This is a genomic window from Paenibacillus sp. Y412MC10 (assembly GCF_000024685.1).
GTDB classification, from domain to species: domain Bacteria; phylum Bacillota; class Bacilli; order Paenibacillales; family Paenibacillaceae; genus Paenibacillus_AQ; species Paenibacillus_AQ lautus_A.
The window spans coordinates 690726-717503 of the sequence record NC_013406.1 but is presented as its reverse complement, the minus strand read 5'-3'; the positions used below and the strand labels follow the sequence as shown (position 1 = coordinate 717503).

21 protein-coding genes are annotated in these 26778 nt (G+C 51.8%); 14 read left to right on the top strand and 7 right to left on the bottom strand.

From position 1 onward, the window contains the following. Window positions 1–68 precede the first annotated feature (68 nt). Entirely contained in the window at window positions 69–953 is an 885-nt protein-coding gene (locus tag GYMC10_RS03035; protein ID WP_009594160.1) for a carbohydrate ABC transporter permease, read from the bottom strand. 30 nt (window positions 954–983) lie between these two features. Beyond that, complete coding sequence (locus tag GYMC10_RS03030) at window positions 984–1964, bottom strand: ABC transporter permease (protein ID WP_036664971.1); 981 nt, start codon at window positions 1962–1964, stop codon at window positions 984–986. Window positions 1965–2324: 360 nt separating this feature from the next. Between GYMC10_RS03030 and GYMC10_RS03025 the strand changes: the two genes are divergently transcribed. After that, window positions 2325–4643, top strand: coding sequence for an AraC family transcriptional regulator (locus GYMC10_RS03025; protein ID WP_012818793.1), 2319 nt, complete (start codon window positions 2325–2327; stop codon window positions 4641–4643). Between the two features lie 1542 nt (window positions 4644–6185). On the opposite strand, the gene nfsA is transcribed toward GYMC10_RS03025, so the two are convergent. Then, window positions 6186–6926 carry an oxygen-insensitive NADPH nitroreductase gene (nfsA, locus tag GYMC10_RS03020; protein WP_012818792.1) on the bottom strand — a complete coding sequence of 247 codons (741 nt, stop codon included), beginning with the start codon at window positions 6924–6926 and terminating at the stop codon, window positions 6186–6188. A gap of 186 nt (window positions 6927–7112) precedes the next feature. Further along, a complete protein-coding gene (locus GYMC10_RS03015; protein ID WP_009594149.1) occupies window positions 7113–7316 on the bottom strand; it encodes a cation transporter in 204 nt (67 codons plus the stop codon). Between the two features lie 297 nt (window positions 7317–7613). Here GYMC10_RS03015 and GYMC10_RS03010 point away from each other — a divergent pair, with 297 nt between their 5' ends. The 8 genes from GYMC10_RS03010 to GYMC10_RS02975 all read left to right on the top strand — a co-directional run bounded on the left by GYMC10_RS03010 (window position 7614) and on the right by GYMC10_RS02975 (window position 15536). Beyond that, window positions 7614–8234: a DUF5317 domain-containing protein gene (locus GYMC10_RS03010; protein WP_012818791.1), complete on the top strand. Its 621-nt coding sequence runs from the start codon at window positions 7614–7616 to the stop codon at window positions 8232–8234. A 264-nt stretch (window positions 8235–8498) separates the two neighbouring features. Beyond that, the gene (locus GYMC10_RS03005; protein WP_012818789.1) at window positions 8499–10355 is read left to right on the top strand and encodes a diguanylate cyclase; all 1857 of its coding nucleotides are present in this window, start codon (window positions 8499–8501) and stop codon (window positions 10353–10355) included. Window positions 10356–10454: 99 nt separating this feature from the next. Next, window positions 10455–10685 (top strand): hypothetical protein, encoded by a 231-nt coding sequence (locus tag GYMC10_RS03000; RefSeq protein WP_009594140.1) that lies wholly within the window; start codon window positions 10455–10457, stop codon window positions 10683–10685. A 151-nt stretch (window positions 10686–10836) separates the two neighbouring features. After that, a complete protein-coding gene (locus GYMC10_RS02995) occupies window positions 10837–11964 on the top strand; it encodes an ArnT family glycosyltransferase (protein ID WP_012818788.1) in 1128 nt (375 codons plus the stop codon). A 168-nt stretch (window positions 11965–12132) separates the two neighbouring features. Then, window positions 12133–12759 carry a hypothetical protein gene (locus GYMC10_RS02990; RefSeq protein ID WP_012818787.1) on the top strand — a complete coding sequence of 209 codons (627 nt, stop codon included), beginning with the start codon at window positions 12133–12135 and terminating at the stop codon, window positions 12757–12759. A gap of 55 nt (window positions 12760–12814) precedes the next feature. Continuing rightward, window positions 12815–13576, top strand: a complete 762-nt coding sequence (locus tag GYMC10_RS02985) for a stalk domain-containing protein (protein WP_012818786.1) — start codon at window positions 12815–12817, stop codon at window positions 13574–13576. 215 nt (window positions 13577–13791) lie between these two features. Continuing rightward, window positions 13792–14292, top strand: coding sequence for a sigma-70 family RNA polymerase sigma factor (locus GYMC10_RS02980; protein WP_012818785.1), 501 nt, complete (start codon window positions 13792–13794; stop codon window positions 14290–14292). Beyond that, window positions 14289–15536 (top strand): anti-sigma factor, encoded by a 1248-nt coding sequence (locus GYMC10_RS02975; RefSeq protein WP_012818784.1) that lies wholly within the window; start codon window positions 14289–14291, stop codon window positions 15534–15536. Before GYMC10_RS02980 ends, GYMC10_RS02975 begins: the two co-directional genes overlap by 4 nt. Window positions 15537–15742: 206 nt before the next feature. Here GYMC10_RS02975 and GYMC10_RS02970 read toward each other — a convergent pair whose 3' ends face one another. Further along, window positions 15743–15937: a hypothetical protein gene (locus tag GYMC10_RS02970; protein ID WP_012818782.1), complete on the bottom strand. Its 195-nt coding sequence runs from the start codon at window positions 15935–15937 to the stop codon at window positions 15743–15745. A gap of 242 nt (window positions 15938–16179) precedes the next feature. On the opposite strand from GYMC10_RS02970, the gene GYMC10_RS02965 reads away from it, so the two are divergent. Further along, window positions 16180–18648, top strand: a complete 2469-nt coding sequence (locus GYMC10_RS02965; protein ID WP_012818781.1) for a UvrD-helicase domain-containing protein — start codon at window positions 16180–16182, stop codon at window positions 18646–18648. 158 nt (window positions 18649–18806) lie between these two features. On the opposite strand, the gene GYMC10_RS02960 is transcribed toward GYMC10_RS02965, so the two are convergent. Continuing rightward, complete coding sequence (locus GYMC10_RS02960; protein WP_012818780.1) at window positions 18807–20534, bottom strand: phospho-sugar mutase; 1728 nt, start codon at window positions 20532–20534, stop codon at window positions 18807–18809. Window positions 20535–20576: 42 nt separating this feature from the next. Continuing rightward, window positions 20577–21608 carry a LacI family DNA-binding transcriptional regulator gene (locus GYMC10_RS02955; protein ID WP_012818779.1) on the bottom strand — a complete coding sequence of 344 codons (1032 nt, stop codon included), beginning with the start codon at window positions 21606–21608 and terminating at the stop codon, window positions 20577–20579. A gap of 353 nt (window positions 21609–21961) precedes the next feature. Between GYMC10_RS02955 and GYMC10_RS02950 the strand changes: the two genes are divergently transcribed. The 4 genes from GYMC10_RS02950 (at window position 21962) to GYMC10_RS02935 (ending at window position 26768) form a co-directional block, all read left to right on the top strand. Further along, the gene (locus GYMC10_RS02950) at window positions 21962–23281 is read left to right on the top strand and encodes an ABC transporter substrate-binding protein (RefSeq protein ID WP_012818778.1); all 1320 of its coding nucleotides are present in this window, start codon (window positions 21962–21964) and stop codon (window positions 23279–23281) included. A 5-nt stretch (window positions 23282–23286) separates the two neighbouring features. Beyond that, window positions 23287–24165, top strand: coding sequence for a carbohydrate ABC transporter permease (locus GYMC10_RS02945; protein ID WP_235201867.1), 879 nt, complete (start codon window positions 23287–23289; stop codon window positions 24163–24165). Continuing rightward, window positions 24152–24991 carry a carbohydrate ABC transporter permease gene (locus GYMC10_RS02940; RefSeq protein WP_012818776.1) on the top strand — a complete coding sequence of 280 codons (840 nt, stop codon included), beginning with the start codon at window positions 24152–24154 and terminating at the stop codon, window positions 24989–24991. Before GYMC10_RS02945 ends, GYMC10_RS02940 begins: the two co-directional genes overlap by 14 nt. Window positions 24992–25127: 136 nt before the next feature. Then, window positions 25128–26768, top strand: a complete 1641-nt coding sequence (locus GYMC10_RS02935; protein WP_012818775.1) for a glycoside hydrolase family 13 protein — start codon at window positions 25128–25130, stop codon at window positions 26766–26768. Window positions 26769–26778: the final 10 nt, after the last annotated feature.

Below are 26778 nucleotides of genomic sequence, written 5' to 3'. Positions count from 1 at the left end.
TAGACCTCCCTGTTTATGATACCTCTTCCCTGACTGACCATGTTGGAAAAAGAAAACCGTATATCGGATCATTCCTTGACGGAGCCCACCATCGCCCCTTTGGCGAAGTGCTTCTGCAGGAATGGATACACTAACATGATTGGAACGGTAGCAATGACGACCGCTGCCATTTTCAACGTTTCCGTCGGAACCGGACGGTTCACCTGGAAGGCAAATCCCCCGCCGCTTCCCGATCCCATTGTCGTGGGATCCACCAGCATATTTTGGAGCAGCACTTGCAGCGGCCACATCTTCTGGTCATTAATAAACATCAGCGCGTTGAAGTACGTATTCCAATAGCCGACTGCGAAGAACAATCCGAAAGCCACCAGCGCCGGCAGCGACAAGGGCAGAATGATTCGCCAGAACACGCCGATATCATTAGAGCCGTCGATCATCGCGGCTTCCTCCAGACTGTCCGGAATGCTATCGAAGAATCCCTTCATGAGCAGCACATACCACGCGCTCGTCAAGCTCGGCAGGATCAGCGACCAGACGCTGTCGATGAGCCCCACATTTCGGACGACCAGATACAGCGGAACCAGCCCCGGCGTGAAGAGAAAGGTGATTAACACCATAATCATGATCGCCTTGCGAAACCGAAGCCGTTTTCGGGACACCGCGTAAGCCATCCCCCCGGTAACGAGCAGACTGAGCATCGTGCCGACCGTGGCCAGGAACACGCTTATGGAAATCGAGGTGACAAACAACCCGTTGGACAGTAAATGCTTGTAAGCATCCAGCGTCCAATCCCGCGGCCATAAGATCAAGCTTCGTTGATAATACTCCACCGGATCGGTAAATGACAGAATAACGGTATAGTAAATCGGAAATATCGTTGCCAAACCGATGATCAGCAGCAGGCCGTTGTTTACGAAGCCGAAGAGCCCGGTTTTCCATCCTTTCTCATGCATGCTTTACTCCTCCTTGTCTTCGCCCGTCCTCTAGTACAGGCTTTCTTGACCGTATCGCCTCGCCAATCGGTTGGCCGAGACCACCAGGATGACGCCGACGATCGATTTGAACAACCCGATGGCCGTACTGTAGCTGAATTCTCCCTGCCTTATCCCCACCCGGTATACATAGGTATCGAACACTTCGGCTACATTGGTGACGGGCGCATTCATCATCAGATAGATCTGTTCGAATCCGGTATCCATGATCGTTCCCAGGCGGAGGATCAACAGAATCAGGATCACGTTGCGCATCGCGGGCAGGGTAATATGCCATATCCGTCTCATACGGCCTGCGCCATCCATGACGGCTGCCTCGTATAATTGCGGATCCACTCCGGCGATGGCCGCGAGGAAGATGATGGTCCCCCATCCGACCTCCTTCCAGATGGATTGTGCCGTCAGCATGCCCCAGAAATAGTTCGGATTGGAGAGAATATCGACCGTTCCCCAATCCATGGTGACGAGCCACTTATTGAACAAGCCCTCCGATTGCGAGAACATCAGGTAGGTCAGCCCATAGATCAATACCCACGATAGAAAATGGGGGATATACACCAGGGACTGAATGGTCCGTTTATAGAAGGAGCTTCGTACTTCATTCAGCATCAAGGCTAAAATAATCGGCGCCGGGAAAAAGAAAATCAAGCTCAGGAAGCTAATCGCCAGCGTATTGCGCAGCAGCATCCAGAAGTCGTCGTTGGAGAAAAACCGGGCGAAATGCTCGAAGCCTACCCAAGGGCTTCCGAACACTCCGAAGTACGGCGAGTACTCCTGGAAAGCAATGACGAGATTCGTAATCGGAATATATTTGAAAATGATAAAAAAGATAAGACCCGGCAACGCCAGCATGTATAAATACTTGTCGCGAGCTACATCCGACCGGATCCGCCCCCACTTCGTTTTGGATTTCGCGGGAATAGGGGCGCTCCCGCTTCCTTTTGCCGACTGAACGGTTTCTTGTGCTTTCATCGATACTCCCTCACTTTCAGCCTTGTCGTCTCGTTCAAACCTACCGTTCGCGGAACGTATCCCTAATGTAAACGGTTGCAGAATTGCCTGCAATTCCACTTTTTTTCCGTCGCGGCCCCTTCCCCTTTCCCTTCGGTGCACCATACGGAAAAATGCCTGCCTGCCAAAGCGTTTCGCATCATCCATTTCCTCGAATTGCACTTTTTTTCCTTGGTGCCGGAATGCCATGTTCATCGGCATCAATAGGAAAATGTGATCTTTTCAACTAATCCCCTCTTTCGCTATGATAGTATTTAATGATTTTCCCGGCTTTCTTCGATCAGGCCTTGGATTTGTCTATGCCAACAGGGGGTTAGTGTTATGAGGCAACAGAATCCTGAATCCGGTTTCAAAGGTGTTATGTATTGGAGAAGCATCGCGCTCGCCGTGTTGATGACATGCCTCCCCATATCGGCCATTACGGCCGTTTACCTATACGTGGGGAACCAGCATATGATCAACCAATATCAGCAGCGGAACGAGGAAGCCCTGGTGGACGCGGCGAGGCAAGTGGACGAGCAGTTCACCCAGCTGGTCCACTATGCGCTCAATATGGTGGTGAAGCCCCATTTCAAGCCTTCCTTGTCCGATATGGACTTTGTGTCGAATATCGAGGAGACGAACGAGCTGTTTAATACGCTGAACCTGGTGGAAAATGCCGATCCCCTTGTGGATCAGGTCTATCTCTACATCAAAAAGCAAAATAAAATCATGGAGCCCGATCTCGGGCTGCGGACATTGGATCAGGAACAGGATGCGTTAGGCTTCGGCCGGCTCATGGAGGGAGATTCGGACATGTTCTGGGTACATGACCTGGAGCGGCCTTTCAATAAGGGGAGATCTTCCCACGCGCTCGTCATGCGGCTTCCCTTCAACGGTCATACGCCCTACGGGGCGATCGTCATCTACATCGATCCGTCGAAGCTGCACGTGATTCGCAACAGCGAGAATCTATCGTTCCTGCTCGACGATCAAGGCCATATCATCGGGGAATCAGGCATGAGCCGCAGCATGCCGAAGGCGATGAGCGCGATCCAGGAACAGCTGAAGCTTCCGGAGAATGCCAAGCGTACGAATCGTCTGCGGATGAAGGTTCCGGTCGATCAGGATGTGTGGCTGGTGAATACCGTCCAATTTGAAAAAATGCAGCGGAATTGGACCTATGTATCCGGCACGCCGCAGTCCACGATCATCGCTCCGACGAAGCCGTATACCCATATCATCCTGATCTGCTTTGCTTTTGCGCTCGCGGCATCCCTGGGCGCAAGCTGGTTTGCCTCCAAGAGAATGTATCACCCAATCCGCAAGATGCTTCATATGATTGGCGGCGATCAGGCCAAACAGACATCGCGGTACAATGAGCTCGAATATATTGAACACGAGTGGAAGCAGTACCGGTTCTCGCATGACACGCTTCAAAATCAATGGAAGCGATCCTTGCCCGCGATCAGGGAGGCTTATATCAATCAATTCTTGAGCGGGCAAGCCGCCCACCTGACGGAGTCCGAGTACGTGCTTAAGCTGCAAGAGATGGAGCTTGACATCACGAATAAACAATTCTCGGCGATCGTTCTCCAGCAGCATACCCACGGGGAGGATCGGACGCCGCTAACGGAGAACGATCAGCATCTTCTCACCTATGCCGCTTTGAACGTGATTCAAGAGCTGGCAGAGGACGTTAGCGCCTATATGCACCCTATCAATTTCTTCGACGGCTCCTTTGGCGTCGTCCTGATCGTCCCGGCCTTTCCTAAAGCCGACGAACAGACACGCATGATGAGGCTGCTGTGCGATCAGATCCTGCGGGCCCTGCGCGATACGCTGCGGATGTCGGCAACCATCGTGCTGGGCGGGCCAAGCTCGACCTGGACCGATGTTCCCCATATTCTGGAACAGGCCAAGCGGGCGCTGCATTACCGATCCTTCGATGCCGGCAGTCAGCTGCTGGAAGCGGACACGGTGCTGTCCCAGAAAAACGACTGGATCGACTTTCCGCTGGAATTGGAGCAGGATTTCATACACACCCTGAACCTCGGGCTGCAGGGGGACGCGCTGCGATCCCTGAGCCGCTTCGTCACGGCGCTTCAAGCCGGGGGCGGCTCGGAGTGGCATGTCCACCATGGGCTCATGCGTTTAATCACGAGCGTTCACCGCTCCATGCTGCAGGCCGGCTTAAATCCTTACCAGGTGTACGATTTCTCCAACCTGCAGGAGCAGCTGTCCCTGCTTCGCGACCCGAAGGCCTGCGTGGACTGGTTCCAGAAAGAAATCATAGAGCCCTATCTCGATCAGCAGACGAAGAACTTCAACAGCTCCATGAAATCGCTGGTCGAAAACGTGCTGGAGCAAATCGAGCAGAACGGGATGCAGGACTTGTCCCTGGATGCCATGGCCATGGAGGCCGGCGTCAGCGTATCCCAACTGAGCAAAGCGTTTAAACAGATGACGGGCACGAATTATATGGACTATCTGACGACCGTGCGCATGAACCGCTGCAAAGAATTGCTGCTGACCACGGATCTTCGCATTCATGAAATCGCGGAGGCTGCAGGATATCAGCCTCCCTACTTCAATCGCATGTTCAAGAAGCTGGAAGGGATCACCCCAGGTCAATACCGCCAGCAGGGAATCGGCAAATGAATCGGCATGTCATCCTGATCAATTAATCTCGTATAAAAGGAGCCCTCTGAAAAAGGGGCTGTCCCTTGGTCCGTACTTCATGACCTTTTGGGACAGCCCCTATTATGTGTTATGACTTACGTTCAAGCGTCGTCCATTGCGGCACGCTTCCTGTTTGTTATTGACGCTCAGGCGTTGTACATTGCGCCACGCTTCCCGTGTTGTGACTTACGTTCAGGCGTTGTACATTGCGCCACGCTTAGCGTGTTGTGACTTACGTTCAATCGTCGCCCTATTGCTGCACACTTCCTGTGTTGTGACTTACGTTCAGGCTTAGCGCCGACCAGCCATCCAAGCATGCCCCGAACCACGCATCGTGTGCACAGGGAGCAGGGAGCACGATGTACAAAATAGCTGCACATTAGCGGACTCAGCGGACCTTATTTTGTTCAAAAGCGCCATTTTTCGAATATTGGCGGACATGAGGTCCGCTATTCACCGAATTAGGCTCTCATTTTTCGGATTATACGCTGCTTAACGGATCATGTGTCCGATAGATCCGGTAAACACGAGCCCATAATGAAAATAACGGATCTGAGATCCGATAGATACTGCTGCTGCCGTCCGTAACTCGTTCCGGCTTGCAGCTTCTGAAGCTACGGCAAACTTATCGGAGCACTGCGTCGCCAACGCCACCGATCCCACGCAGCCAGGCTTGGCTTTCCCAACCAAGCGTAGTTCCTAGAGCCGGACCGTACAAGCATGCCCCGGACCACGCATCGTCGGCACAGGGAACAGTGCGCACGCTGTACAAAATAACTGCACATTAGTGGACTCAGCGGACCTTATTTTGATCAAAAGCGCCATTTTTCGAATATTGGCGGACATGAGGTCCGCTATTCTCCGAATTAGGCTCTCATTTTTCGGATTATACGCTGCTTAACGGAACGTGTGTCCGATAGATCCGGTAAACACGAGCCTATAGCGAAAATAACGGATCTGAGGTCCGATACTGCCATGCCGGATGTGAGGTCCGATAGATACTGCTGCTGCCGTCCGTAACTCGTTCCGGCTTGCAGCTTCTGAAGCTAAGGCAAACTTTCAGAGCACTGCGTCTCCTACTCCTCCGATCCCACGCCCAGCCGGGCTTGGCTTTATCGGCCAAGTGTAGTTCCTAGAGCTGGAGCCATACAGCATGCACCGGGCCACGCACCGTGCGCACAGCGAGCACTGCGTACGATGTACAAAATAGCTGCACATTAGCGGACTCAGCGGACCTTATTTTGATCAAAAGCGCCATTTTTCGAATATTGGCGGACATGAGGTCCGCTATTCTCCGAGTTAGGCTCTCATTTTTCGGATTATACGCTGCTTAACGGATCATGTGTCCGATAGATCCGGTAAACACGAGCCTATAGCGAAAATAACGGATCTGAGGTCCGATACTGCCATGCCGGATGTGAGGTCCGAAAGATACTGGTGCTGCACCGTGCGCCACGAGAGCAGCCGTCCCAGCCCTCTCTATTGATTTACGAGTGCACCGTACCGGCTCTCTCTACATAACTAACGCCCCATAAACCCCTTCCCCTTCAGGAAGTCCTTCATGTGCAGCCTGACCGGCTCCGCCAGTCGCTTGGCCATAAGCTCCGACCAGGGAGCGCTGTTCTTGCCATGGGTGCGTTTGGACAAATAATCGGAAGAGATTCGGTCGTAGCTCTTCACTTCTTCCAGGGCCGCCGGATCGTAGCTGTCACGGTGCAGGACAGCCTTCACCGGAAGCCGGGGACGCAGCCCCGGCTCCTGATCCGGGTACCCGAGGCACATGCCGAATACCGGATAGACCAAATCCGGGAGCTCCAATGCCTCGGAGAACTCGGCAATGGAGTTGCGGACTCCGCCGATATACACAATACCAAGACCGAGCGATTCCGCCGCGATCGCGGCATTCTGCGCAGCCAAAGCGGCATCCACCGTGGCCACGATGAAATTCTCGGTCGAATCTTCGTACGTCTCTTGATCCGCCACATGCGCCTCTGCGCTTTTTTTCAAACGATACAGGTCCGCGCACCATACCAGAAATACCGGGCATTCCACGATATACGCCTGATTGCCCGCCAAAGCGGCCAACCGCTGCTTTTTCTCTGGTGAGGTCACGGCAATCACGCTGTATGCCTGGACGTTGCTTGAGGTCGATGCCATCTGGCCTGCTGCCACGACAGCCCTCAGCTGTTCCTCGGACACGGGCCGATCCGAATATTTACGAATCGATCGATGGTTCATCAGCAGTGAAATCGTGTCATTCATCGGGTATCCACTCCTTAGGCTCTTAAGAATCGCTCCATTTATTATGAAACTTCGGCTTGGGCAGTGCAAGCTTGGGTTGCCTGCGACCGCAGCGCAAAAAAGCCGGCATGCTGTCGATCGCCTTCAGCAGCCGGCTCTTATTTCAGCCAAACTTCGCGGCTAGGGAATATGGCAGGAAATCTGTCGTTAAGACACGATATCGTAGCCCTGCTCTTCAATCGCTTCCTTCAATGCGTCAAGGCTGACTTTGGTTTCGTCGTATTCGACGGCCACCGTATTGGATGCAAGATCGACTTTGCCAGAAGCTCCCGCACTCTTCAGCGCGCCTTCCACCGAGTTTACGCAATGATTGCAGGACATGCCTTCCACCGTCAATGTCACTTGTTTCATGCTGTCGCCCTCCTATCGTAAAATGTCGTACATTATCACTTTACTATACCCCCCGTAGGTATGTAAAGTTGGCGAATTTGCTCCTTTCTGCAACAGAAACACGAAAAAAGTAGGAAGATTTATCCTTTTAATCTGTTATAATGTACATGAATCATAAGATTTATACAGGATGGGACAAGCTTTTTACTCCCCTCCGAAATTTTTCCATAAATTTTGATTATTGTTGCAGGAATTACCAATTCGCTGTCGAACTATCTTATTACAGAGATAACGAACTATGAAAGTAGGAACTCTATCATGGTATTTGACGGCATTATACTAGGGTTAATTGTCGGACTGATACGCGGCGGTTTCCGTCACGGACTGCAGCAATTCAGCAAGATCCGCCTGAAGGGCGGCCTCATCTTCCCAATTCTCCTGATCGTACAGCTGCTCATATTCCGTTTTCAAGCGAATTCCGACTGGCTGGCATCCGCAAGCAGCTACGTGTTTATGTTCATCTACGTCGCCGGCATGATCTTCCTTTGGATGAACCGGGACCAGAAGGGCTTTGGCAGCATCTTGGCCGGCGTCTTTCTCAATTTCCTCGTCATGGCGGTTAACGGCGGCAGAATGCCCGTATCGATGAGCGCCGCTTCCGTTCTGGATCCTTATTACGTGGACATGCTGAGCAACAGCACCGTTATCACCAAGCATTATCTGATGGACGCTTCTACCCGCCTTCCGTTCCTGGGTGACATTATACCGTTATCCCCGCCGTATCCAAGAACACAGGTGATCAGTATCGGAGATATCATCATGAACGTCGGCATCTTTCTCTACATTTTCAACCTGATGACCGTGGGGAAGAATACCGCCAACGTGCAAACATTAGGACCGAAATCCGATACCAATGAACGTGTGGAACCACAAAATTGATCATACATCATACCACCTGGAAAGGAGGGAGAACTGTGAAGAAAACTGATAAAATCAAGTATTCCCGCATCGTATTGAATGCCATCATCGTTGCTTCTGTTGTTGTCGCTCTGACTTCCGGTTACAGATTCGGATAATCGACTTCCATAAGAAACAGGCTGGAAAATTCAGCCTGTTTTTTTACATCTTTTTCGTTGTTTTGCATCGCAATATACCTTAAAATGTGGAGAATACACCATTGATTTTATTGAGGAGAAATCATTTATGTCCATATTTAAGCGTCCTAGGTTCTCTCAAGGCTTTGCGGGACAGCTGTATTTTGTTTTTCTTTCTCTTCTGGGCTGTTCCACCTTCCTGCTGGTGCATCAAGGGGAAATCTTCCATTATACTCCTTCCCAGTGGGTATGGGTCTATGCGATGTTAGGCGCCGCCCTCATCTTAAACTACTTCACCTTCCAGCTGCCGCCAGAGGGTAATTTACAGTCCATGGATTCCTCTGTTTACCTGGCATGCATCTTTATCTATGGAGCACCGTTTGCGCTGTCCGTCATCCTGTTCGTCTCCCTTGCCATGGCGCTTTACGACAGAAAAATCCCCTTCTGGAAGCATTTTGTTAATTTCTCCGTGTATACCGTGATGATCGTGGGATCCTCCTTCATTTTCAAAATGGCGGGCGGACAAGCAGGTCCTATTCACAATGATCAATTTGGTGCGTATGTTGCAGCATTGGTTGTTTATTTTGTTATCAACGTATTTCTTGTCGGCTTCTACTATTACCTGTTGTACAAGGGATCGTTATATGATATTTTGAAAACCTTCATGAAAGATACACTGCTTGTTTACCTCAGCACGCTCATTCTATCGCTGGTTCTCTCCATACTCATCGTACATAACGGCGTTTTCGGGCTGACCCTGTTTATAGGTCTCAGCGTGATGCTGTCCTATTCCTTCAAGCAGCTCTTCACGATGTATAAACAGGTACAAGAAAAAGCCATCAAGGATCAACGAACCGGATTATACAATCACAGCTATTTCGAAAATTTGCTGGAAGACGAAATCAAGAAGGCCAAAACCAATGAAACGCCGTTGTCGCTGGCCATGATCGATATCGATGATTTCAAAAAATACAATGATCAATTCGGACACCTGAAAGGCGACATGCTGCTCGGATTTCTCGGCAATTACCTCAAGGTGGAATCCGAAACGGCCGAGGTGGTGGCCTCCCGCTTCGGCGGCGAGGAATTCACGATCCTGATGCCGGGTTATGATGACCATAAGGCACGTTCCTTCATTAACAGGCTCCGCAAAAAGCTGAACGATACCTATTTCGACGGCGTCGAGATTTTTCCGTCCGGCTGTCTCTCCTTCTCTGCCGGCGTTGCCTCGTACCGGATCGATATTCATGACAAGTCGCAGCTTGTCGAGCTTGCCGACCAAGCGCTGTATTATGCCAAGAAACAGGGCAAAAACAACGTGCATGTATATGGAAGTGGCGCCGAAAAGGAATCCGAGATCGACTTTGCGGAGGACGTCCGCGACATCGAGCAGCAGCTGAAGCTGTTCCTGTATAAAGACGTGGATACGTTCAAGCACTCCAAACGGGTCTTCCGCTACGCCATGGACATCAGCGAAGTGCTTGGGCTTGACAGCGTGGAGCGCCGCAATTTTGTGCTCGGGGCACTCATTCACGATATCGGCAAGCTGGAGATTCCTTGGGGAATCTTGAATAAACGGGACAAGCTGACAGCCGGCGAATGGGAAACCGTCAAACGGCATGTCAGCTGGGGCAAGCGCATCGCGGAAACGAACGAAAAGTTCAAGGAACTGGTTCCTTACATCGAACTTCATCATGAACGGTATGACGGCGGCGGCTATCCTCACGGCTTCAGGGGCAGCCAAATCCCCAAGCTGTGCCGGATGCTGACCATTATCGATTCCTTCGACGCGATGACGACCGAACGCCCTTACCAGAAAACGAAAACCTTCGAGGAAGGGATTGAAGAGCTGCTCCGCTGCTCGGGCACGCAGTTCGATCCGGAGCTCGTTGAGCTGTTTATCCGTTATTTAAGGCTCAAAGCCGAAGCGCAGCAGCAGCCTGCAGCCGGCCTGGAGACCTCTTAAAGACCACCTCCCCTCTGCCTTTCTCATCTCTTGGGATGTTTGATACTTCCTCAAATAAGGTATAAAGGTAGTATCACAACGTTAAATGAGGTGAGATCGGTGGCTGACAAGAAAAAGGATCTTCCGCTTCACAATGGTCCCGGCAACATGGATCACCCTGAACAATATCCGACGGAACAAGAAAGCCTGTTCGACAAATTTGAGAGCGAGCAGCATGTGGACCCGATTCCGATGGAAGACGCCAGGCTGGAGCGCCAGGAAGAAAAGCAGCGGGATGGGACGTCGAAGAAGCGTTCATCCAGCGACGATAAGTATCACAGCGGCTTTTAAAAATGGGATTGGCCTTATCACTGCAGCGTAACTTGAACTTATGGGCTCCGTTTTGGCGGAGCCTTTTGATTTCCCCGTTTTTTCTTTAATATAGAAGGGTATGTATTCTGATCTAAACCCTAGAGATTATATAAAGAGTGGAGTGGACCCTTTGTTTTCCATATGGACTTTAAACCGTGTGCAGCGAAGGATGCTGCTGGTACTGATAGCGACGGTTCTGGTGTTGTCATGTCTGCTGGTGCTGACCGGTCTTCATGAACGTTCACCCAGCATAAGCAGCGTGATCGAAGAACGGTATATCCAAAGTGCGGCCATGATCAGCCACCCCGGTGGAGACCTGGAAGAGCATGCCTCCAGTGTCATGCCCGGTGTGCCGCTTATGATTGCCGGACTTTCCGCTATATTCGGAAGCATGGAGGCTGCCCTGATCGGCTATCAGCTGCTCCAATGCTTGTTTCATGCATTTTCCGTCTACTTGGTGTTTGTGCTGTCCCGCTACATGTTCAATACGCGGATCGCTTTTCTCTCTTGCATGATCTATGCGCTATTCTGGCCGGCTTATGGCGCCGTCCGCCTGATCCTGCCGGATACGACCATGCAAACTTTGATGCTTCTTCTTGTCTGCGCCGTCATCGGAGCGCTTGAATTGAAGCAGGCGGGATGGTACGCGGCTGCCGGCGCGCTTACGGCACTTATGGCCTGCTACAACCTCCAGGCGCTGCTGTATCCTGTATTGTTCATTGCCTTCTGGATCAAATACCGCAGTCCGGTCAAGATCGTAACCGGGGGGATCCTTCTCATTAGCGCGGGATACCTGCTCATCTTGTCTCCATGGTGGCTGAACATCCCGCTGTTCAATAAATTGAGGTATATGTCCGGTCCGTGGAATCTCGCCGCGCTGTGGCTGGAATCCAGATACATCGAGGGCAATCCATTGGTTCATCTGTTCCGAAGCATATTTGCGGGCCGCACCTCCAAATATGCGGCTGCCATCGGAAACGAGGAAGCAAGAAAAATCGTGCAATCCGCATTGGATGCAGTCCGTCTGGTCATGCTGTTTGCCGGGGTCGCCGGCATCATCTGGTCCGTCTGGAAATACCGTCTGAAGCGGCAGCTGCCGGTGCTCCTGACGCTGCTGTATTTCATTGCCGCCGAATGGCTCGTTCCGAGCCTGGACGGCACCGGATTTCCCTATGCGGTCTTCCTGCTGCTCTACGCGGCATTTCTCGCGGACAAAGCGATCATTTACGCGCATAGAACTCGCCTGCTTCGCAAATAAGCATCGCTCCCGAAGCCGGTCCGATCACGGTGGCCGCCTGCGCCTGAAAGCACTTTGATGTTGTGCTTTCAGGCGTTTTTTTCATATTTTTGTAGAACCTTTCAGGTTGGTAAAACGTCTATATTAGTATCGAAGCTTCCATACATTCATGCCAGGAGGAATGACTGCATGAAATTAAACCGTAAATTCATCGCCATCCTTAGCATCGCCATAGCAAGCGTCCTGACGATAAGCACCATCCTGTACTTTACCGATGCTTCCGATCGCTCAGGCGGGAAGCACCGCATGAACGACAGCCTGAACGGTCAGGCGCTGATTCAAGTCGGCGCCACCTACATCACGCGTACACATTTAACCGCCTACAAGGATAACCTCACAAAGAGTGACACCCCCCTACCTGATGACTCCGCGCTCCTTAAAGACATGGCAGCAAAGGAATTGATGCTTCAGCTGGCTGATGAAGAGGGCGTTGCGGCAAGTCTGGAGGATGGGGCTCAGAGGGCAAGGCAGCTTCGGGAAACGCTCGAGAGCCAGCCGCGACAAGTGCAAGAGCAGCACATGCGCATGCTGGATGCGATGGGCATCAGCGAAGATCAGTACTGGGAAGACTACTCCCCGCCGGAATATCGGGACATGCTATCGATCGAACGATTCATGAATAAACGGACAACGGAAATGAAGACAAACCAGCCTGACGTCATAACCAGCACGAAGCAGCTGAAGGAAGATCTGCTGAAAAAGGCTGTCGATGAGCAGAGAATCGTCGTATTGGATCCGGATATTCAATGGAGATAACGCCGCATTGGTATATAATGGAGTAAAAGTCCATATGTGATCATGGGAGGATATTATGAAAAAACGCTTCTCTTCTGTTCCTGCTTTTGCACTCGGCGCGATCGTCGGCGTGGCGCTGACAGCCGGTACGGCCGTTGGTGCCGCCGTTTATCTGAAGGCATTTCCATCCCAATCCAAAATTGTGGTCAACGGATCGGAAGCCCGGCTGTCGGATTCACCGGTAGTCATACAGAACAAGCTGTATGTCCCCGTGCGGGACTTCTCGGAAGCGCTTGGATATCGGGTCGGCTCTGTCGGTCCCGAGGGAATCGGAATTATTCCCCAATCCTCGAGTGGAGAGGCGATCCCGGTCGGCCCGACTGCGCCTTCCGAGTCCGAAGGAGCACCTGCTCACGAGCGTCATTTGGTGAAAAACCTCGGCCAGCTGATCGAAGTCAACGGCGAATTGAATATGCAAAAGATTTATATCGTTATCGCTGCCGGTGAAGCGAGGCTGTATTCGCAAGATGAAACCACCGGCAACGGGCTGCTGCATTATTTGATTCTAGACGGCGATTCTTCCCTATACGACCCATTTGTACAGATGGACGGACAAGCCGGAGAGCTTGATTACAACCTGCCGAATTTCGAAGGTCAGACGCCGCTTCATCTGGCGGTCATCCACAAGAATGACTTCTACATCGACAAGCTGCTGAACCAGCACAAGGCAGATGCCTCCCTTCAAGACGCTTCCGGAAAGACGGCGCTGGACTATGCCGAAAAAGACAGCAAGCAGTATAAATTGCTTACGGCCTACATCAACAAGAACAGCCAGTGATGTCCGAATGCTGCAGAGGCGCGTGAGCCCCACCGTTTACGGCAGCCTCCTTCTCTATGCAGCCCTTCATATGCTATCGGAAGCCCGCTCACTTGGCGGGCTTTTGCTTTTGCCTTTGCTTTTGCGATTTACGGGTTAAAGCCCCGTGTCATTTTTTCACAGCCTAGCTGTAACTTTATGCCCTGGTTATACGTGTGTTACATAGAGGGGAGGACATGAAACTGAACAGTCTGGGATCGATTTATCAATATTACGTGAAAGACGTGTATCGTTACTTGTACTCCCTCTCTTACGATCACCATACGGCCGAGGACCTGGTGCAGGAAACCTTTTACCGGGCTTATTTGTATCTCGAGGATTGGAAGGAAGAACGAATCAAGCCATGGCTGTTTCGGGTTGCCCATAACGCTTACGTGGACTATCAGCGCAAGGCGAGCCGCAGCATCGTCCGGGACGCGGAATTTTTCGATCAGATGATAGACCGGAATACGCCCGAGAACATCCTGCTCCAGCAAGAAGTCCACAGAGAACTCGGACGGATGCTGGCCGATATTCCGGAGAGGCAGCGGCAAGCGGTGCTCCTGGTCGATTTTCATCAATTCACCTACCAGGAGGCGGCGGATATTATGGGCATCACCTTATCCCATATCAAGATCACGTTATTTCGGGCCAGGCAGCGGCTGCGGGACATGAAACGAAAGGACGGGAATTTATGAGCGAAGAATTCAGGCAGCGGCTGAAGGACTATGCGGAGGGCAAGCTGAGCGACGAGGAAAAAAACGAAATCGAACGGGAAATGGAGAAGCTGGAGGAATACCAGGCTTACGTGAACGAGATCATGGATAACGAGCGTTCGAGCGATGCCGGCACCCCGCATGCCGCTGACGGCCAGACCGGCCTCTCGCCCAAGAAAGAAAAGCGAATCGTTCGCCGGGGCAAATGGCGGGCCCGAATCTCCAATACGTTGACGGTGATATCGGCGTTTCTGGCGATATTCGTCATCAGCTCGATCATAACGGCGCTGTTTTATGGGGTCGGCGATCCCAGCCGCAACGATAAATATCGGGATGCCATCGCTTCCGCCATCTCGATCTCGAAGCCTAATATCGACGTACGTTTAAATAGCCAGGTCAGAGCCTTCTTCCGGCAGGAAGTGTACGGAGATATAGACAAACAGGTAGGGAGTGAACGCGTGACCGTCGGCGAATACACCGTCAACTTCCTGTTCGGGCTGCCGTCCGTCGATGTGGATTGGAATAATGGCAGCTCGGGTTCATCGCAGATTTTCTACCGGCCGGATAGCTCTGCGGCGACTTCTTCCGCGAATCAAGAAGAACCCAACGAACAGTCAAATGAACAGAACGTTAGCACCTCCTCTGCAAAGAGCGGCGATTGGTCCAGGCTTGAAAAGCTTCCCGAAGGCACCGTGGCCGAGGCTTATGTATCGTTTAACCGTTTCTTCACGACCGACGAGCTGCTGAAACAATTCGAAGACCGGAATATGGAGGCCGTCTGGTTTGCCGTCGATACCGGGCCGGATAACCGATTCGGCGGCGGGGACGGCGTAATCTCCCATCCTGTCGGCTTTCCTTCTTATCCCGTCTGGCATCATGACGATTTGACAGTGACCTCTTATCAGGAGCAAAAAACGGGATGGTTTAGCAAAACCACATTTAGCGGCGGACATTACCCTTCTGTAGACACCTACGGGGACGGGGAGCTGCGGAATGAGCACTTCATCAAATCGCTGCGGCTTCTGCAGGAGTATGACCTGATTGCCGAGCGGGTGGCTCCCTTCATTGACGTGGACGCTTCCGTAGCTTACGTGGAACAGAACGGCGTTCGCCTCTATGGCGCCGTCATTACCGGCCCTGTCAAAGAGCTGCTGACCTTGCGCGAGGTATCCTGGGTCCACGATCTGCGGGTCGGGGAAGTGCGGCTGTGGAATTGGATCGAGTGATGGTCTTATGGCGAGTGCCATATACTGCAACTGGCTGGCTAACATGAAATGAGGCCGCCGGCCCTCTGAGCATGCCCCGGCCACGCTCCGTGCGTCCAGAGATCGATGCGCACGATATGCACAATGACATAGGGCAGCAAAAAATCCCGGACTTCTTCCTTCATGGCAATTCCGGGATTTTTCGTTAGTCATATAAAAGATTCAGGTCATGAATGATCCCTGCTGCCTGCGCTTGCCTCGTGGGACCATAACTCCATTTGCTGCTTCTTCTCCCGCTCTTCCCGGATCCGGCGGTCCCTCTCCATCGCATCAGCAATATAATCGCGCGGTTTCAGCTTGCTGTTGATGTTCAGCAAAATGCCGATCATGATGAGCTGCAGCAAAGCAATAACAACCAGCATGACATCCCTCCTTCTACATGGATTATGGATACTCTTGAACATTCCTACTTAATATAACACCTTCTCCCTCTATCAAGTTGGGAGTGAAGCTTATGGTCATAACCCTCATGAACGATGATACATGCCATGAATCATAAGAGCTTCGCCCATGCGCTTACCCATATCCTCCACTTTGCCAGACTTCCGAGAATCCGTTAAACTGGTAAGACGATAAACGAAATACGAAATGATTGGTGAATTTCATGACATCCATACCCTTTTATAAACGCCCGTACGGCGGTGAGCGTCAGGATATTCCGTTTGCGAAGCTGGCTTCTTTCGAGAACAGCCGGGACCTGATCCGCGATGACGCGCCGGATGCGGCTTTTTTTCGCGGCTTGGAATCCCAGGGACTGCTGCTGAACCGCGCCCAGATTCAGGCCGTACGACATACGCAAGGACCGCTGCTTACGCTTGCCGGCGCAGGCTCCGGCAAAACCTCCGTGCTGGTCAGCCGGACAGGCTACCTCATTGCCGCCAAGAGCGTCGAGCCGTCTTCCATCCTGCTTGTCACCTTCTCCTCCAAGGCGGCGGCCGAGATGAAGGAGCGCATCATGGCGCTTCCCGGCTTGAGGTCCAGCGAAACCGCCAAGGTAACGGCAAGAACCTTCCATTCCTTCTTCCTGTACTTGCTGCGAACCCGCGGCTACAAGCAGGAAATCCTGAGCAACGCCAGGCATCAGCAATTTATCATGAAGCGCATCCTGCGGGAAATGGGCTTGCAGGATAGCTACGAAGCCGAGACGCTGCTATCGCTGTGGTCCGCCCACCGGATGAGTATGACCGGACTTGACGAGCTGCCTGTCAAAACGCCTGCCGAGGTTGAACAGCGGCAGATTTTTGCCCGGTATGAAGCATGGAAGGAAGAGCATGGCCAGATGGATTTCGACGACATTCTGGTCTTGTCCTATCGTCTGCTGTCCCATGATTCCGGACTGCTCGCCTCCCTTCAGAGCCGGTACCGTTATGTCATGGTCGACGAGTTTCAGGATACGGGACTGCTGCCTTATGAGCTGCTCAAAAAAATCGTCGCCCCGCACCGCAATTTAATGGTTGTGGGTGACGATGACCAGACCATATATGGCTTCAACGGGGCGCGCAACGAATTCATCCTGGAATTCGACCAGACGTTTCCCGGGGCCAAGGTCGTGACGCTCGATATCAATTACCGCTCCCTCTCCTCGATCGTCGGGCTGGGGAACGAAATTATCCGCGTCAATGAACGGCGGCGCCCCAAGCAGCTGCGGTCGACCCGCAAGAGCAGCAGCGTGCCGCTCTACCTTCGACCCGGTGATCCCGATCAAGAAGCGGAGCTGCTGCTGACCCATATCACCGAGCAGGTCCGGGAGCACGGGAAGCAGTACCGCGACCATGCCATTCTCTATCGCACCGCAAACAACAGCCGGGCGATCTTCGAGCAGCTCGTGATGCGGGAAATTCCGTTCATTCATTATGAGAACGGGGATCTGTTCTACGAGCAGTGGATCGTCAAGCCGCTCATGGATCATCTGCGGCTGTCGCTGGACCGGCGCAATTTCACGGCGATGGAGGGCATGCTTCATACGCTGTACATCAACCGCGACAAGGGCATGGCTTTCATCCGGCAGCAGGATGCTCCGCGGCCCAAGAAAGGGCCTCTTTCGCACCTTCTTTCCTTCCCCGGGCTGAAGGATTTCCAGATCGAGAATATAAGGGAACGCTCCAAACTCATCAAGGGCCTGAAGGCGATGGAGCCCCTTCAGGCCGTGCAGGAAATGAGGCGGCAATTCTACGATAAATTCCTGGAGGCCGACGAGCGGCAGGAGATCACCCTCCATAAGGAATTCATTCAAGAGGGGCTGGATGAACTGGAGGCTTCCGCCAAGCGCTTTGGCGATATCGCTGAATTCGTCGGATTTGTCGACCGGCTGATCATTATCCATAAGGAAATGGCAGCCATGAAACGGGATGAGCATGCCGATGCCGTCCGCTTAATGACCATCCATAAATCCAAGGGGCTGGAATTTCCCTCGGTGTGCCTGATCGGAGCGAGCGAGGGCATTCTGCCGCATACGTCCGCTTTGGACGCCGAGCGCAGGGACGATCAGCGCCCGCTGTCGGACAAAGAGGATAAGGCCTTGGATGCGCTGGAAGAGGAACGCAGATTGGCTTATGTTGCCATCACCAGAGCACGGGATGAACTGGTGATCAGTTCCCCGGGCTTTTATCGCGGACGGAAAGCGGAGGTTTCCCGCTTCTTCCGGGACGTGTTCCTCACGGATGAACAGAGCAAACAGGGCAACAGCATACCGAACAAGGGCGCAGGGTCAACGACCCGCACAGCCTTTACGGCCAAACGTACGATCCGCATAGAAACCTCGGCCAAGCCTTCATCGCCTTCCGCTTCTGCCAGACGAAGGACCGGGAGCGACGTTAACCAGACGAGCCAACTTTTCGGTTCAGGTTCACGGTCAGGGTCGAGTTCTGCTCCCGAGCCGCAGTCTCCGGCTGCTCCCGCTGCGACGGAGATCGTCGACGTATGGCTGTGCACCAGCCCTAATTGCAAGGGCTGGCAGCGAGTCAACGCACGTATCCCTGCTAAGACGAGGGATCGGGAGAGCAAGGCCTGTCCATTATGCCAGGCACCCATGAAACAGGGTCGTAAAGAAGTTCCGGTGCATCACAGGCGCTAGCGAGAGCGGTTTCTGGAATCATGAATTCAAACGATTATCGCAGCTTTTGCCATTCTTACGCCATACAATATCGGCCTGCCTTCCAAAGGCTGGCCGATATCCAAAAAAGACTGAACCCTTCCGTTCCGAAGCGAACGATCGGGTTCAGTCCTTTTTTTCTATTTCTGGTGCTGTTCGATATAAGCATCAATTCGAGCCATTACATCTTGCGTAAGCGCAGCGATCTTAGCCTGCGCCTCTTCATACGTGCTGCCCTGAACAGCAAAATACAACTTGATCTTCGGCTCCGTGCCGGACGGACGAAGGCAGAACCAGCTACCGTCGGCAAGATGGAATTTCAACACATTCTCTTGTGGCAGACCATATAGTCCCAGGCTGAAATCCTCGGTTTCGCTGAGTTCAATCCCCGCCGCTTCGCTTGGTGCCGCTTCACGCCAAGCGCTCATGATACCTGCAATCAGCTGTACGCCTTGAATGCCCTTAAGCGTTCTCGTCTCCAGCTTCTCGGCAAAATAGCCATAGGTTCGGTACAACTCTTGGAGCACTTCATATAAAGTCTTACCTTGCGTTTTATAGTAAGCACCCGCCTCGGCTATGAGCATGGCTGCAACGACAGCGTCCTTATCACGGGCATAGCTGCCGGCAAGATAACCGTAACTTTCCTCATAACCAAAAATAAATTCAAACGCTCCGGTCTTCTCGAACTGCGTCATTTTCTCCCCGATGTATTTAAACCCGGTCAGCGTGTTGAACACGGTCATACCGTATGCATCCGCAATGGCAGCTCCCATATCGCTGGTCACAATCGTCTTGATGATCGCGCCGTTCTCCGGAAGGGTACCTTTGTTCTTCATGGATTCCAGCAAGTAGTGCACCATGATGGCACCGGACTGGTTGCCGCTAAGGATGAAATACTGTCCTTGATCATCCTGAATGACGGCCCCCATGCGGTCCGCATCCGGGTCGGTTCCGAGAATGAGGTCAGCCGCGCTCGCCTTGGCTTGGGAGATGGCAATCTCAAATGCGGCATGTTCTTCGGGATTAGGCGATTGCACGGTTGAGAAATTGGCATCCGGTTGTTCTTGTTCCGGCACGACATCCACATGCTGAAAACCTAGATGCTTCAGTACCGCACGTACAGGAACGTTACCGGTTCCATGCAGCGGCGTAAATACGATTCGGTAATTGCTGCTGGCTTCAGGTATGATTCCGTGATTTTGGCTTACGCCTGCAACGGCGAGGGTATAAGCATCATCGATCTCTTGGCCGAGCCATACGAGCAGGCCGCTCCCTTCCGCCTCTGCCCGGTCCAGCTTACGGATTTCTTCAAAAGAAGCGACATGCCCGATCTCCTTAATCACTCTGGCTGCCGTATCGGGCGTAATCTGTCCCCCATCCGAACCGTACACCTTATATCCGTTATATTCCGGCGGATTATGGCTTGCGGTAATCACGATTCCCGCCTCTGCGTTCAGATGCCGCACGGCATACGACAATTCGGGCGTCGGACGAAGAGTTTCAAATACATAAGCCTTAACGCCATTCCCTGCGAGCACAAGTGCCGCTTCAAGCGCAAGTTCGGGAGAGAATTGCCTGGAATCGTACGCAATCGCCGCCGATGGCGATTCGTACTCCTGTTTTAACACAGCAGCAAGCCCTTGGGTTGCTTTCCCCACGGTATAGATATTGATCCTGTTGCTGCCCGCACCGATCACTCCCCGCAGTCCGCCGGTTCCGAATTCCAGTTCCTTATAGAAACGGTCTGCGATTTCGCTCTCGTTATGTGCAATAGCGCGAAGCTCATCCTTGGACGCTTCGTCAATCACCCGGCTGTTCAGCCATCGTTTATATGCCTGTACAGCTTGTTCTTGTGCTTGAATGGTCATGTTGTAAATAAGCCTCCATCCCGAAATCATCGATTCGTTATGTTAATTGCGCGGGGCCGATGTGGAATCACGTTCAATGAGTGTTGTCGGCAGCAGCAGCTCCATATGCGGCGCATCCGGCTGCTTCATCCGCCAAAACAGTTGCCGGATCGCCGTTTGACCGAATAGTCTCAGGTCCACTCCCATGGTGGTTGTCTTGGGCGTAGCCAATCTGGAAAGCTGTCCGTTATCAAAGCTGACAATGGAAATATCGCCCGGAATCGAATAGCCCATATTATAAATGGTCGAATTCACGATAAACCCGAGACCGTCATTCACGCAGAACCAGGCAGTCGGCTGTTCGTCCAGCCCCTGCAGCCGCTTCTCCATAAATTCCTGATCTTCCAGCGCATCGCTAAGAATCCATTTCGGGTGCAGCTCCATGCCGAGTTCATGATGGGCAAGCTTGAAACCTTCCAGACGTTCATAATAGCTTGGGGAGAAGGACGTATTGCCAACAAAGCCAATGCGTGCATGTCCCAGCTCATAGAGATACTTAACGACATGATAGGCGCTGAACCGGTTGTTCGTAAGAATGGCATCGGCTTGCACATCAGGATGGTGATGATCGATGAGCACGGTAGGAATACCGGTATCGATCAAGGTGTTCATATATTCGGTACTAAGATGCGAAAGGATCAAGATCCCGTCGACTTCCCTTCCCTCGATAAAAGGGGGCAGCGTCTGATCCTTCATCATCTGCTGGGAAATGGATTGGATCAGCAGCTTCTTCCCTCTCTTCTGCACTTCATTTTCTATAGTAAGGTAGATTTCCCCGAAAAAGCCCCGCATAGAGAAGGCAAAATCCGTTGCTACTAGAGCAATACTGCCTGTAGATTCTTCCTCGTCCTCTTGATCCGAGGATCGTTTGCGATTTCCGGTATAGACGTAGCCGAGCTCATCAGCCGTTTGCATGATGAGCTTGCGCGTCTCCTCGCTGACACCGCCTTTACCTGATAATGCTTGCGAAACCGAATTCTTGGAGATTTGCAAGTAGTCTGCGATATCCTGCATCGTAACTTTTGGCTTGGTCAAGGATAACGTTCCTTTCTCTTTATAGTAAGAATAGTTGTATAGGACGAATGGATTCTCATCATACTATACCGAAAACAATCAGAGATTTGAAAGCTCACGCTCGAACATTACAAACATTATTTTAACGTTACAAAATAATTATGTAAAGCACTATATTTATGTGATTTACCTCACAGGAATTAATTGTTTGTCGTATTTTGGGGGTTAAAGCGTTGACAAACCTATGTGTAATGAACAATAATGTGAATATAACGCTTTCAGTAATTTGTAATTATATTTTTGTAACGTTACAAAATTAGCAATGTCAACTTCCTTTATTGGAAGACCTATTGCATTTAGGAGGAAGGGTCAATATGAAAAAATCAAGAATTTCTTTGCTTCTAGCAATCTCATTGGTAGGTGGAACGGTACTCGCTGCTTGTGGTAACGGCGGCAGCAACGGCGGTCAAAGTGCAGACGGCGTTACCACCGTCGAATTCTGGGCGGCACCGAACCCTCCGCAGCAAGCATTTTGGCAAGAGATGGCCAAAGAGTACGAAACCGTGAATCCGGACGTAAAAGTTAACGTTAGTGCAATTAAAGAATCACCAAGCTCTGAGGCAAGTATTCAGGCTGCCATCGCAGGAGGGAATGCACCGACGGTCGCGGAGAATATCAACCGTGGATTCGCCGCACAGCTGTCCAACAGTAAAGCGCTTGTAGCTCTTGATGAACTGCCGCAATTTAAGGAAATGGTCGAGTCCCGTAACATGACCGAAACGATCGCTCCTTGGGAATTCGCGGACGGCCACCAATATGTATTGCCGATCTACTCTAACCCGATGCTGATCGGATGGCGAACGGATTTCCTGAAAGAGATCGGATATAATGAGCCGCCTCAAACGTACAGTGAAGTTCTGGAAGCCACAACGAAGCTGAAAGTGAAATATCCGGATAAATATATGTGGGCTAAAGGCGCCGACCTTGCAGACCCTACGGCCTGGAAACGCTGGTTCGATTTCTTCTTGCTCTACAACGCAGCTTCCGACGGCAACAAATTTATCGAAGGCCAAAGCCTTGTTGCGGATGATAAAGCTGGCGTGGAAATGCTGACTTTCGTTGATGACCTTCGTAAAGCTGGCGGTGTATTGGCGCAGAATGCAACCGATCCTTTCGAAACCGGTGCGGGGGTATTCACCGATATCGGTCCTTGGACATTCGATATGTGGGCAACGAAGTATCCTGAACTTAAATATGGAGAAAACTTCACCCTGACCCTGCCTCCGGTACCGGATCATATGGATCCGGCAGATGCAAAAACCTACGCGGATGCAAAAGGTCTGGTTATCTTCTCCGCCGCTCCCGAAGCATCGCAGCAAGCCGCCGCTGAATTTCTGAAATGGGTTTATTCCAACGACGAAAATGACGTGAAATGGTTCAAGCAAACCAACCTGCCTCCGGCGCGCGATGATCTGAACGAAGTGGAAGGCTTCAAGCAGATCCTCGCCGAGAAACCGGAACTGGCTCCTTATGCGGAAGCGGTGTCCAAAGGCGTTCCAGCCATGGATAATCCGAAGTTCAATGAGCTTCAAACCTTGATCGGACAAGAAGCATTTAATAAGGTCATCCGCGGGGAGATCGATCCGCAAACCGGTTGGAATAACATGAAGAAAGCGATTGAAGGTGAACTTTAATCATGATTAATAAGCAAAACAATAAGTTGGGCTGGCTTTTTGCCAGTCCCTACATTATTTTCGGATTGGTATTTTTCCTGGGGCCGCTCCTTTGGTCCTTGTACCTTTCTTTTACGAATTGGGACCTGATTGCCCCCGAATTTGATTTTGTAGGGCTGGATAATTTCCGAAAAGCCATGGCCGCACCCGGGGTGCAATCCGCGTTCTGGGTTACCTACAAGTTCATGATGCTGTTTGTTCCATTGGTAACCGCGATGTCGCTCGCCGTCGCCGTTGTTATACAGGGACTGCCCAAGTTCAAAAGCGTGTACCTGATCGGCTTCTTTCTGCCGTATCTGTCCTCTGGTGTTGTTGCATCCCTGATTGTACAGGGCTTTCTGTCCTACAACAGTCCGGTCAATGAATTCTTGAGAGGCACATTCGGGATCAATATCGACTGGCTCGGCTCACCGTTCTCGGCGCTGTTTATCGTCGGTCTGATTTTGGCCTGGAAGTTCACGGGTTATTATGCCTTGATCCTGACCTCGGGGCTTGAAAGCATTGATAAGGAAGTTTATGAAGCAGCTGCCATTGATGGGGTAACCGACAGGCAGCGATTCTGGAAAATCACGCTGCCGCTCTTGTACCCTGCCCTGTATACAACGCTCATTCTCTCGTTCGGCGTAACCTTCGGTATCTTCACGGAAGTTTACCAGCTGACAGGCGGCGGGCCGAACTTTGCAACCAATACATGGCAGATGGAAATCTTTAATCAAGCCTTTACGAATTTGCAAGCCGGATACGCGTCTGCGATTGCCATTATGGCATCCATCGTAACGTTCATCTCCATCTTCGTGATTCGTAAACTGCTGGAAAGCTGGGGGAAACGAAATGGTTGGGTCTAAGAAAAATAGTAAACGTCGTCTCGCGGGCCGCTATGTACTGGCAACCCTTCTGCTTCTCGTCATGGTGTACCCCTACTTGTACATGGTGCTCAACTCTTTTGCCGATTGGGCGCAGGTGGACAGGCAGCTCGTTCCAAGCAAATTCTCGTTAAAATCCTATGAATGGCTTCTTACCGGAGGCGAGGTTGGCATTGCCCGGCCATGGATGAACGCCTTCTTCAACAGCGTCATCGTCTCGGTAGCCTCCACCTTCCTTATGATGCTGTTCGGAATCATGGTGGCCTATGCGCTGTCCAAATTGAAATTCCGGGGACGCGACACCGTGAATAACTTCGTGTTGTTCCATATGTTCTTCCCGGCGATCATTCTGCTGATTCCGAACTTTCTCATTATTCAGAAGGTAGGACTTTACGATACGTACTGGGCTATGATCATTCCGAAGGCCGTCAGTTTATGGGCGATCTTCATGTACACCAACTTTTTCAAAGCCGTACCGGATGCTTTTATCGAAGCAGCGAAGCTGGATGGGGCATCGGATTTCAAGATTTTGTACAAAATCATGCTGCCTATGTCCAAATCCATCACTGCGGTGATCTTCCTCTTCTTGCTGATGGAGCGTTGGACCGAGCTTCTATGGGACATGATCGTTGTCCGCAGCGACGACATGCTGACGCTCAACGTACTCTTGTCCCAGATGTTCGGGCCATACGGCAGTTACCCGGGTCCGCTCTATGCGGCATCCGTCCTGCTTACCGTGCCGATTATTATCATGTTCGCGATCTTCGGCAAAAAGTTCAAGGAAGGCATGCAGTTCAGTCTCAAATAAAACGCTGGTGGCTTCAAATGACGCATCAGAACGTTGCAGGAAGCTCGAATATGAGGGTCTGTACTTTACAACCTGCCTATCCGGGCTTCTCTTAAATAAAGGGATGAAAACAGCTTTCATCCGGGAGTGGAAACGTATGGACAGAAACCAAAAAAAGTGGTGGCAAAAAACCGTCTTTTATGAAATTTACATGCCAAGCTTCTGTGACGGCAATGGGGATGGCGTCGGAGATTTTAAGGGGATCACCTCCAAGCTGGATTACCTGAAGGAACTCGGAATCGGCGGAATTTGGCTGACTCCCTTCTATCAATCGCCCAAGATCGATAACGGCTACGATATTTCGGATTATTATGCCGTCGATCCGGAATACGGAACGATGGAAGATTTCGATGGTTTCATTCATGAAGCCCATCGGCGGGGTATCCGGGTCATTGTGGATCTCGTGCTGAACCATACCTCATCAGCCCATGCCTGGTTCCAGGAGTCCAAATCCTCCACCCTTTCTCCGAAGCGCGATTGGTATATCTGGAAGTCTCCCGTTAATCAAGAGACACCGAATAACTGGGAGTCCTTCTTTGGAGGCAGCGCCTGGGAATGGGATGAAGGCACGGGGCAGTATTATTACCATGCCTTTGCCAAGGAACAGGTGGATCTGAATTGGGCCAACCCGGAAGTCCGGCAAGCCATGAAGGATGTTATGGGATTTTGGCTGGATAAAGGGATCGACGGCTTCCGGCTGGACGTCATCAATTTCCTTAAGGTCTCCGGTGATTTTCAGGATAATCCGTTAGATGATAACGGCGAACAGATCCACCGGTACGATCAGAACCAGGACGGGATTGTGGAGGCGATCGGCGACATTTGCCGTCATGTGCATGAACGCGAAGGCATTTTTATGGTAGGTGAAGTCGGTTCCGAGGATATGGACATCCTGCTCCGCTACAGCGGCAGCGGCCTTCTCGATGTGGTTTTCAATTTCAACCTGGGAAGTCAGGAGCAATTTCGCCCGGAGGATTTATATAGGGAGATTCAACGCATGGAAGACCAGCATGCATCCGATCAGCTCCCCACCTTGTTCTTCAGCAGCCATGATATGCAGCGCCACATCTCGAGATTTGGCGAAGGCGATGCGCAGTTCGAGGAGCAGCGAGCCAAACTGATGGCAGCCCTCATGTTAACGGCGAAGGGCGTTCCGTTCATCTATTATGGCGACGAGATCGGGATGAGGAACCATATCGCGCACCGGATCGAGGACATGAGGGATATCCAGGGCCTCGGCCACTACGAAGCCGCAATTCAGAATGGAAGAACGGAAGAGGAGGCTATGGACTTGGCCCGGGCCAAGAGCCGCGACTACTCCCGATCCCCCATGCAATGGAACGGTGATCGTTACGGCGGCTTCTCGGATCAAACACCTTGGATCGGGATGGGGCCCGGGCACGAACAGATCCATGCGCAAGCGCAACGGGAGCAGCCGGATTCCATGTATTCTTTTTATAAAAAGCTGCTTTCGCTTCGTGTCCAGCATGCCGCCCTCTCTTCCGGCGATTACGTAAAGCTGGAGCAATTGGAGGGATCGGCAATCGCTTATACCAAACGATCCGGCTGCGAGGAAGCCGTCATTGTCCTTCAATTCGGTTATCAGCCGCTTCGGCTGGACCTGTCCGATTGGTCAGACCAGAGGCTGGAGCTGGCTGCTGCAAGCGGCGAGATGGTATCCCTCGGCGGATCGGTAATCGAAGTCCCACCGCACACGGCTGCGGTATGGGTATCCTAAGACGCAATTA

Excerpts from the sequence above, each read along its gene's own strand:
- GYMC10_RS02985 (WP_012818786.1), top strand. The coding sequence starts at position 12,815 with ATGAAAAAACGCTTCTCTTCTGTTCCTGCTTTTGCACTCGGCGCGATC.
- nfsA (WP_012818792.1), bottom strand. The coding sequence starts at position 6,926 with ATGAATGACACGATTTCACTGCTGATGAACCATCGATCGATTCGTAAA.
- GYMC10_RS02970 (WP_012818782.1), bottom strand. The coding sequence starts at position 15,937 with ATGCTGGTTGTTATTGCTTTGCTGCAGCTCATCATGATCGGCATTTTG.
- GYMC10_RS02935 (WP_012818775.1), top strand. The coding sequence starts at position 25,128 with ATGGACAGAAACCAAAAAAAGTGGTGGCAAAAAACCGTCTTTTATGAA.
- GYMC10_RS03010 (WP_012818791.1), top strand. The coding sequence starts at position 7,614 with ATGGTATTTGACGGCATTATACTAGGGTTAATTGTCGGACTGATACGC.
- GYMC10_RS03015 (WP_009594149.1), bottom strand. The coding sequence starts at position 7,316 with ATGAAACAAGTGACATTGACGGTGGAAGGCATGTCCTGCAATCATTGC.
- GYMC10_RS02965 (WP_012818781.1), top strand. The coding sequence starts at position 16,180 with ATGACATCCATACCCTTTTATAAACGCCCGTACGGCGGTGAGCGTCAG.
- GYMC10_RS02990 (WP_012818787.1), top strand. The coding sequence starts at position 12,133 with ATGAAATTAAACCGTAAATTCATCGCCATCCTTAGCATCGCCATAGCA.
- GYMC10_RS02975 (WP_012818784.1), top strand. The coding sequence starts at position 14,289 with ATGAGCGAAGAATTCAGGCAGCGGCTGAAGGACTATGCGGAGGGCAAG.
- GYMC10_RS02950 (WP_012818778.1), top strand. The coding sequence starts at position 21,962 with ATGAAAAAATCAAGAATTTCTTTGCTTCTAGCAATCTCATTGGTAGGT.
- GYMC10_RS02960 (WP_012818780.1), bottom strand. The coding sequence starts at position 20,534 with ATGACCATTCAAGCACAAGAACAAGCTGTACAGGCATATAAACGATGG.
- GYMC10_RS03005 (WP_012818789.1), top strand. The coding sequence starts at position 8,499 with ATGTCCATATTTAAGCGTCCTAGGTTCTCTCAAGGCTTTGCGGGACAG.
- GYMC10_RS02940 (WP_012818776.1), top strand. The coding sequence starts at position 24,152 with ATGGTTGGGTCTAAGAAAAATAGTAAACGTCGTCTCGCGGGCCGCTAT.
- GYMC10_RS03035 (WP_009594160.1), bottom strand. The coding sequence starts at position 953 with ATGCATGAGAAAGGATGGAAAACCGGGCTCTTCGGCTTCGTAAACAAC.
- GYMC10_RS02980 (WP_012818785.1), top strand. The coding sequence starts at position 13,792 with ATGAAACTGAACAGTCTGGGATCGATTTATCAATATTACGTGAAAGAC.
- GYMC10_RS03025 (WP_012818793.1), top strand. The coding sequence starts at position 2,325 with ATGAGGCAACAGAATCCTGAATCCGGTTTCAAAGGTGTTATGTATTGG.
- GYMC10_RS03030 (WP_036664971.1), bottom strand. The coding sequence starts at position 1,964 with ATGAAAGCACAAGAAACCGTTCAGTCGGCAAAAGGAAGCGGGAGCGCC.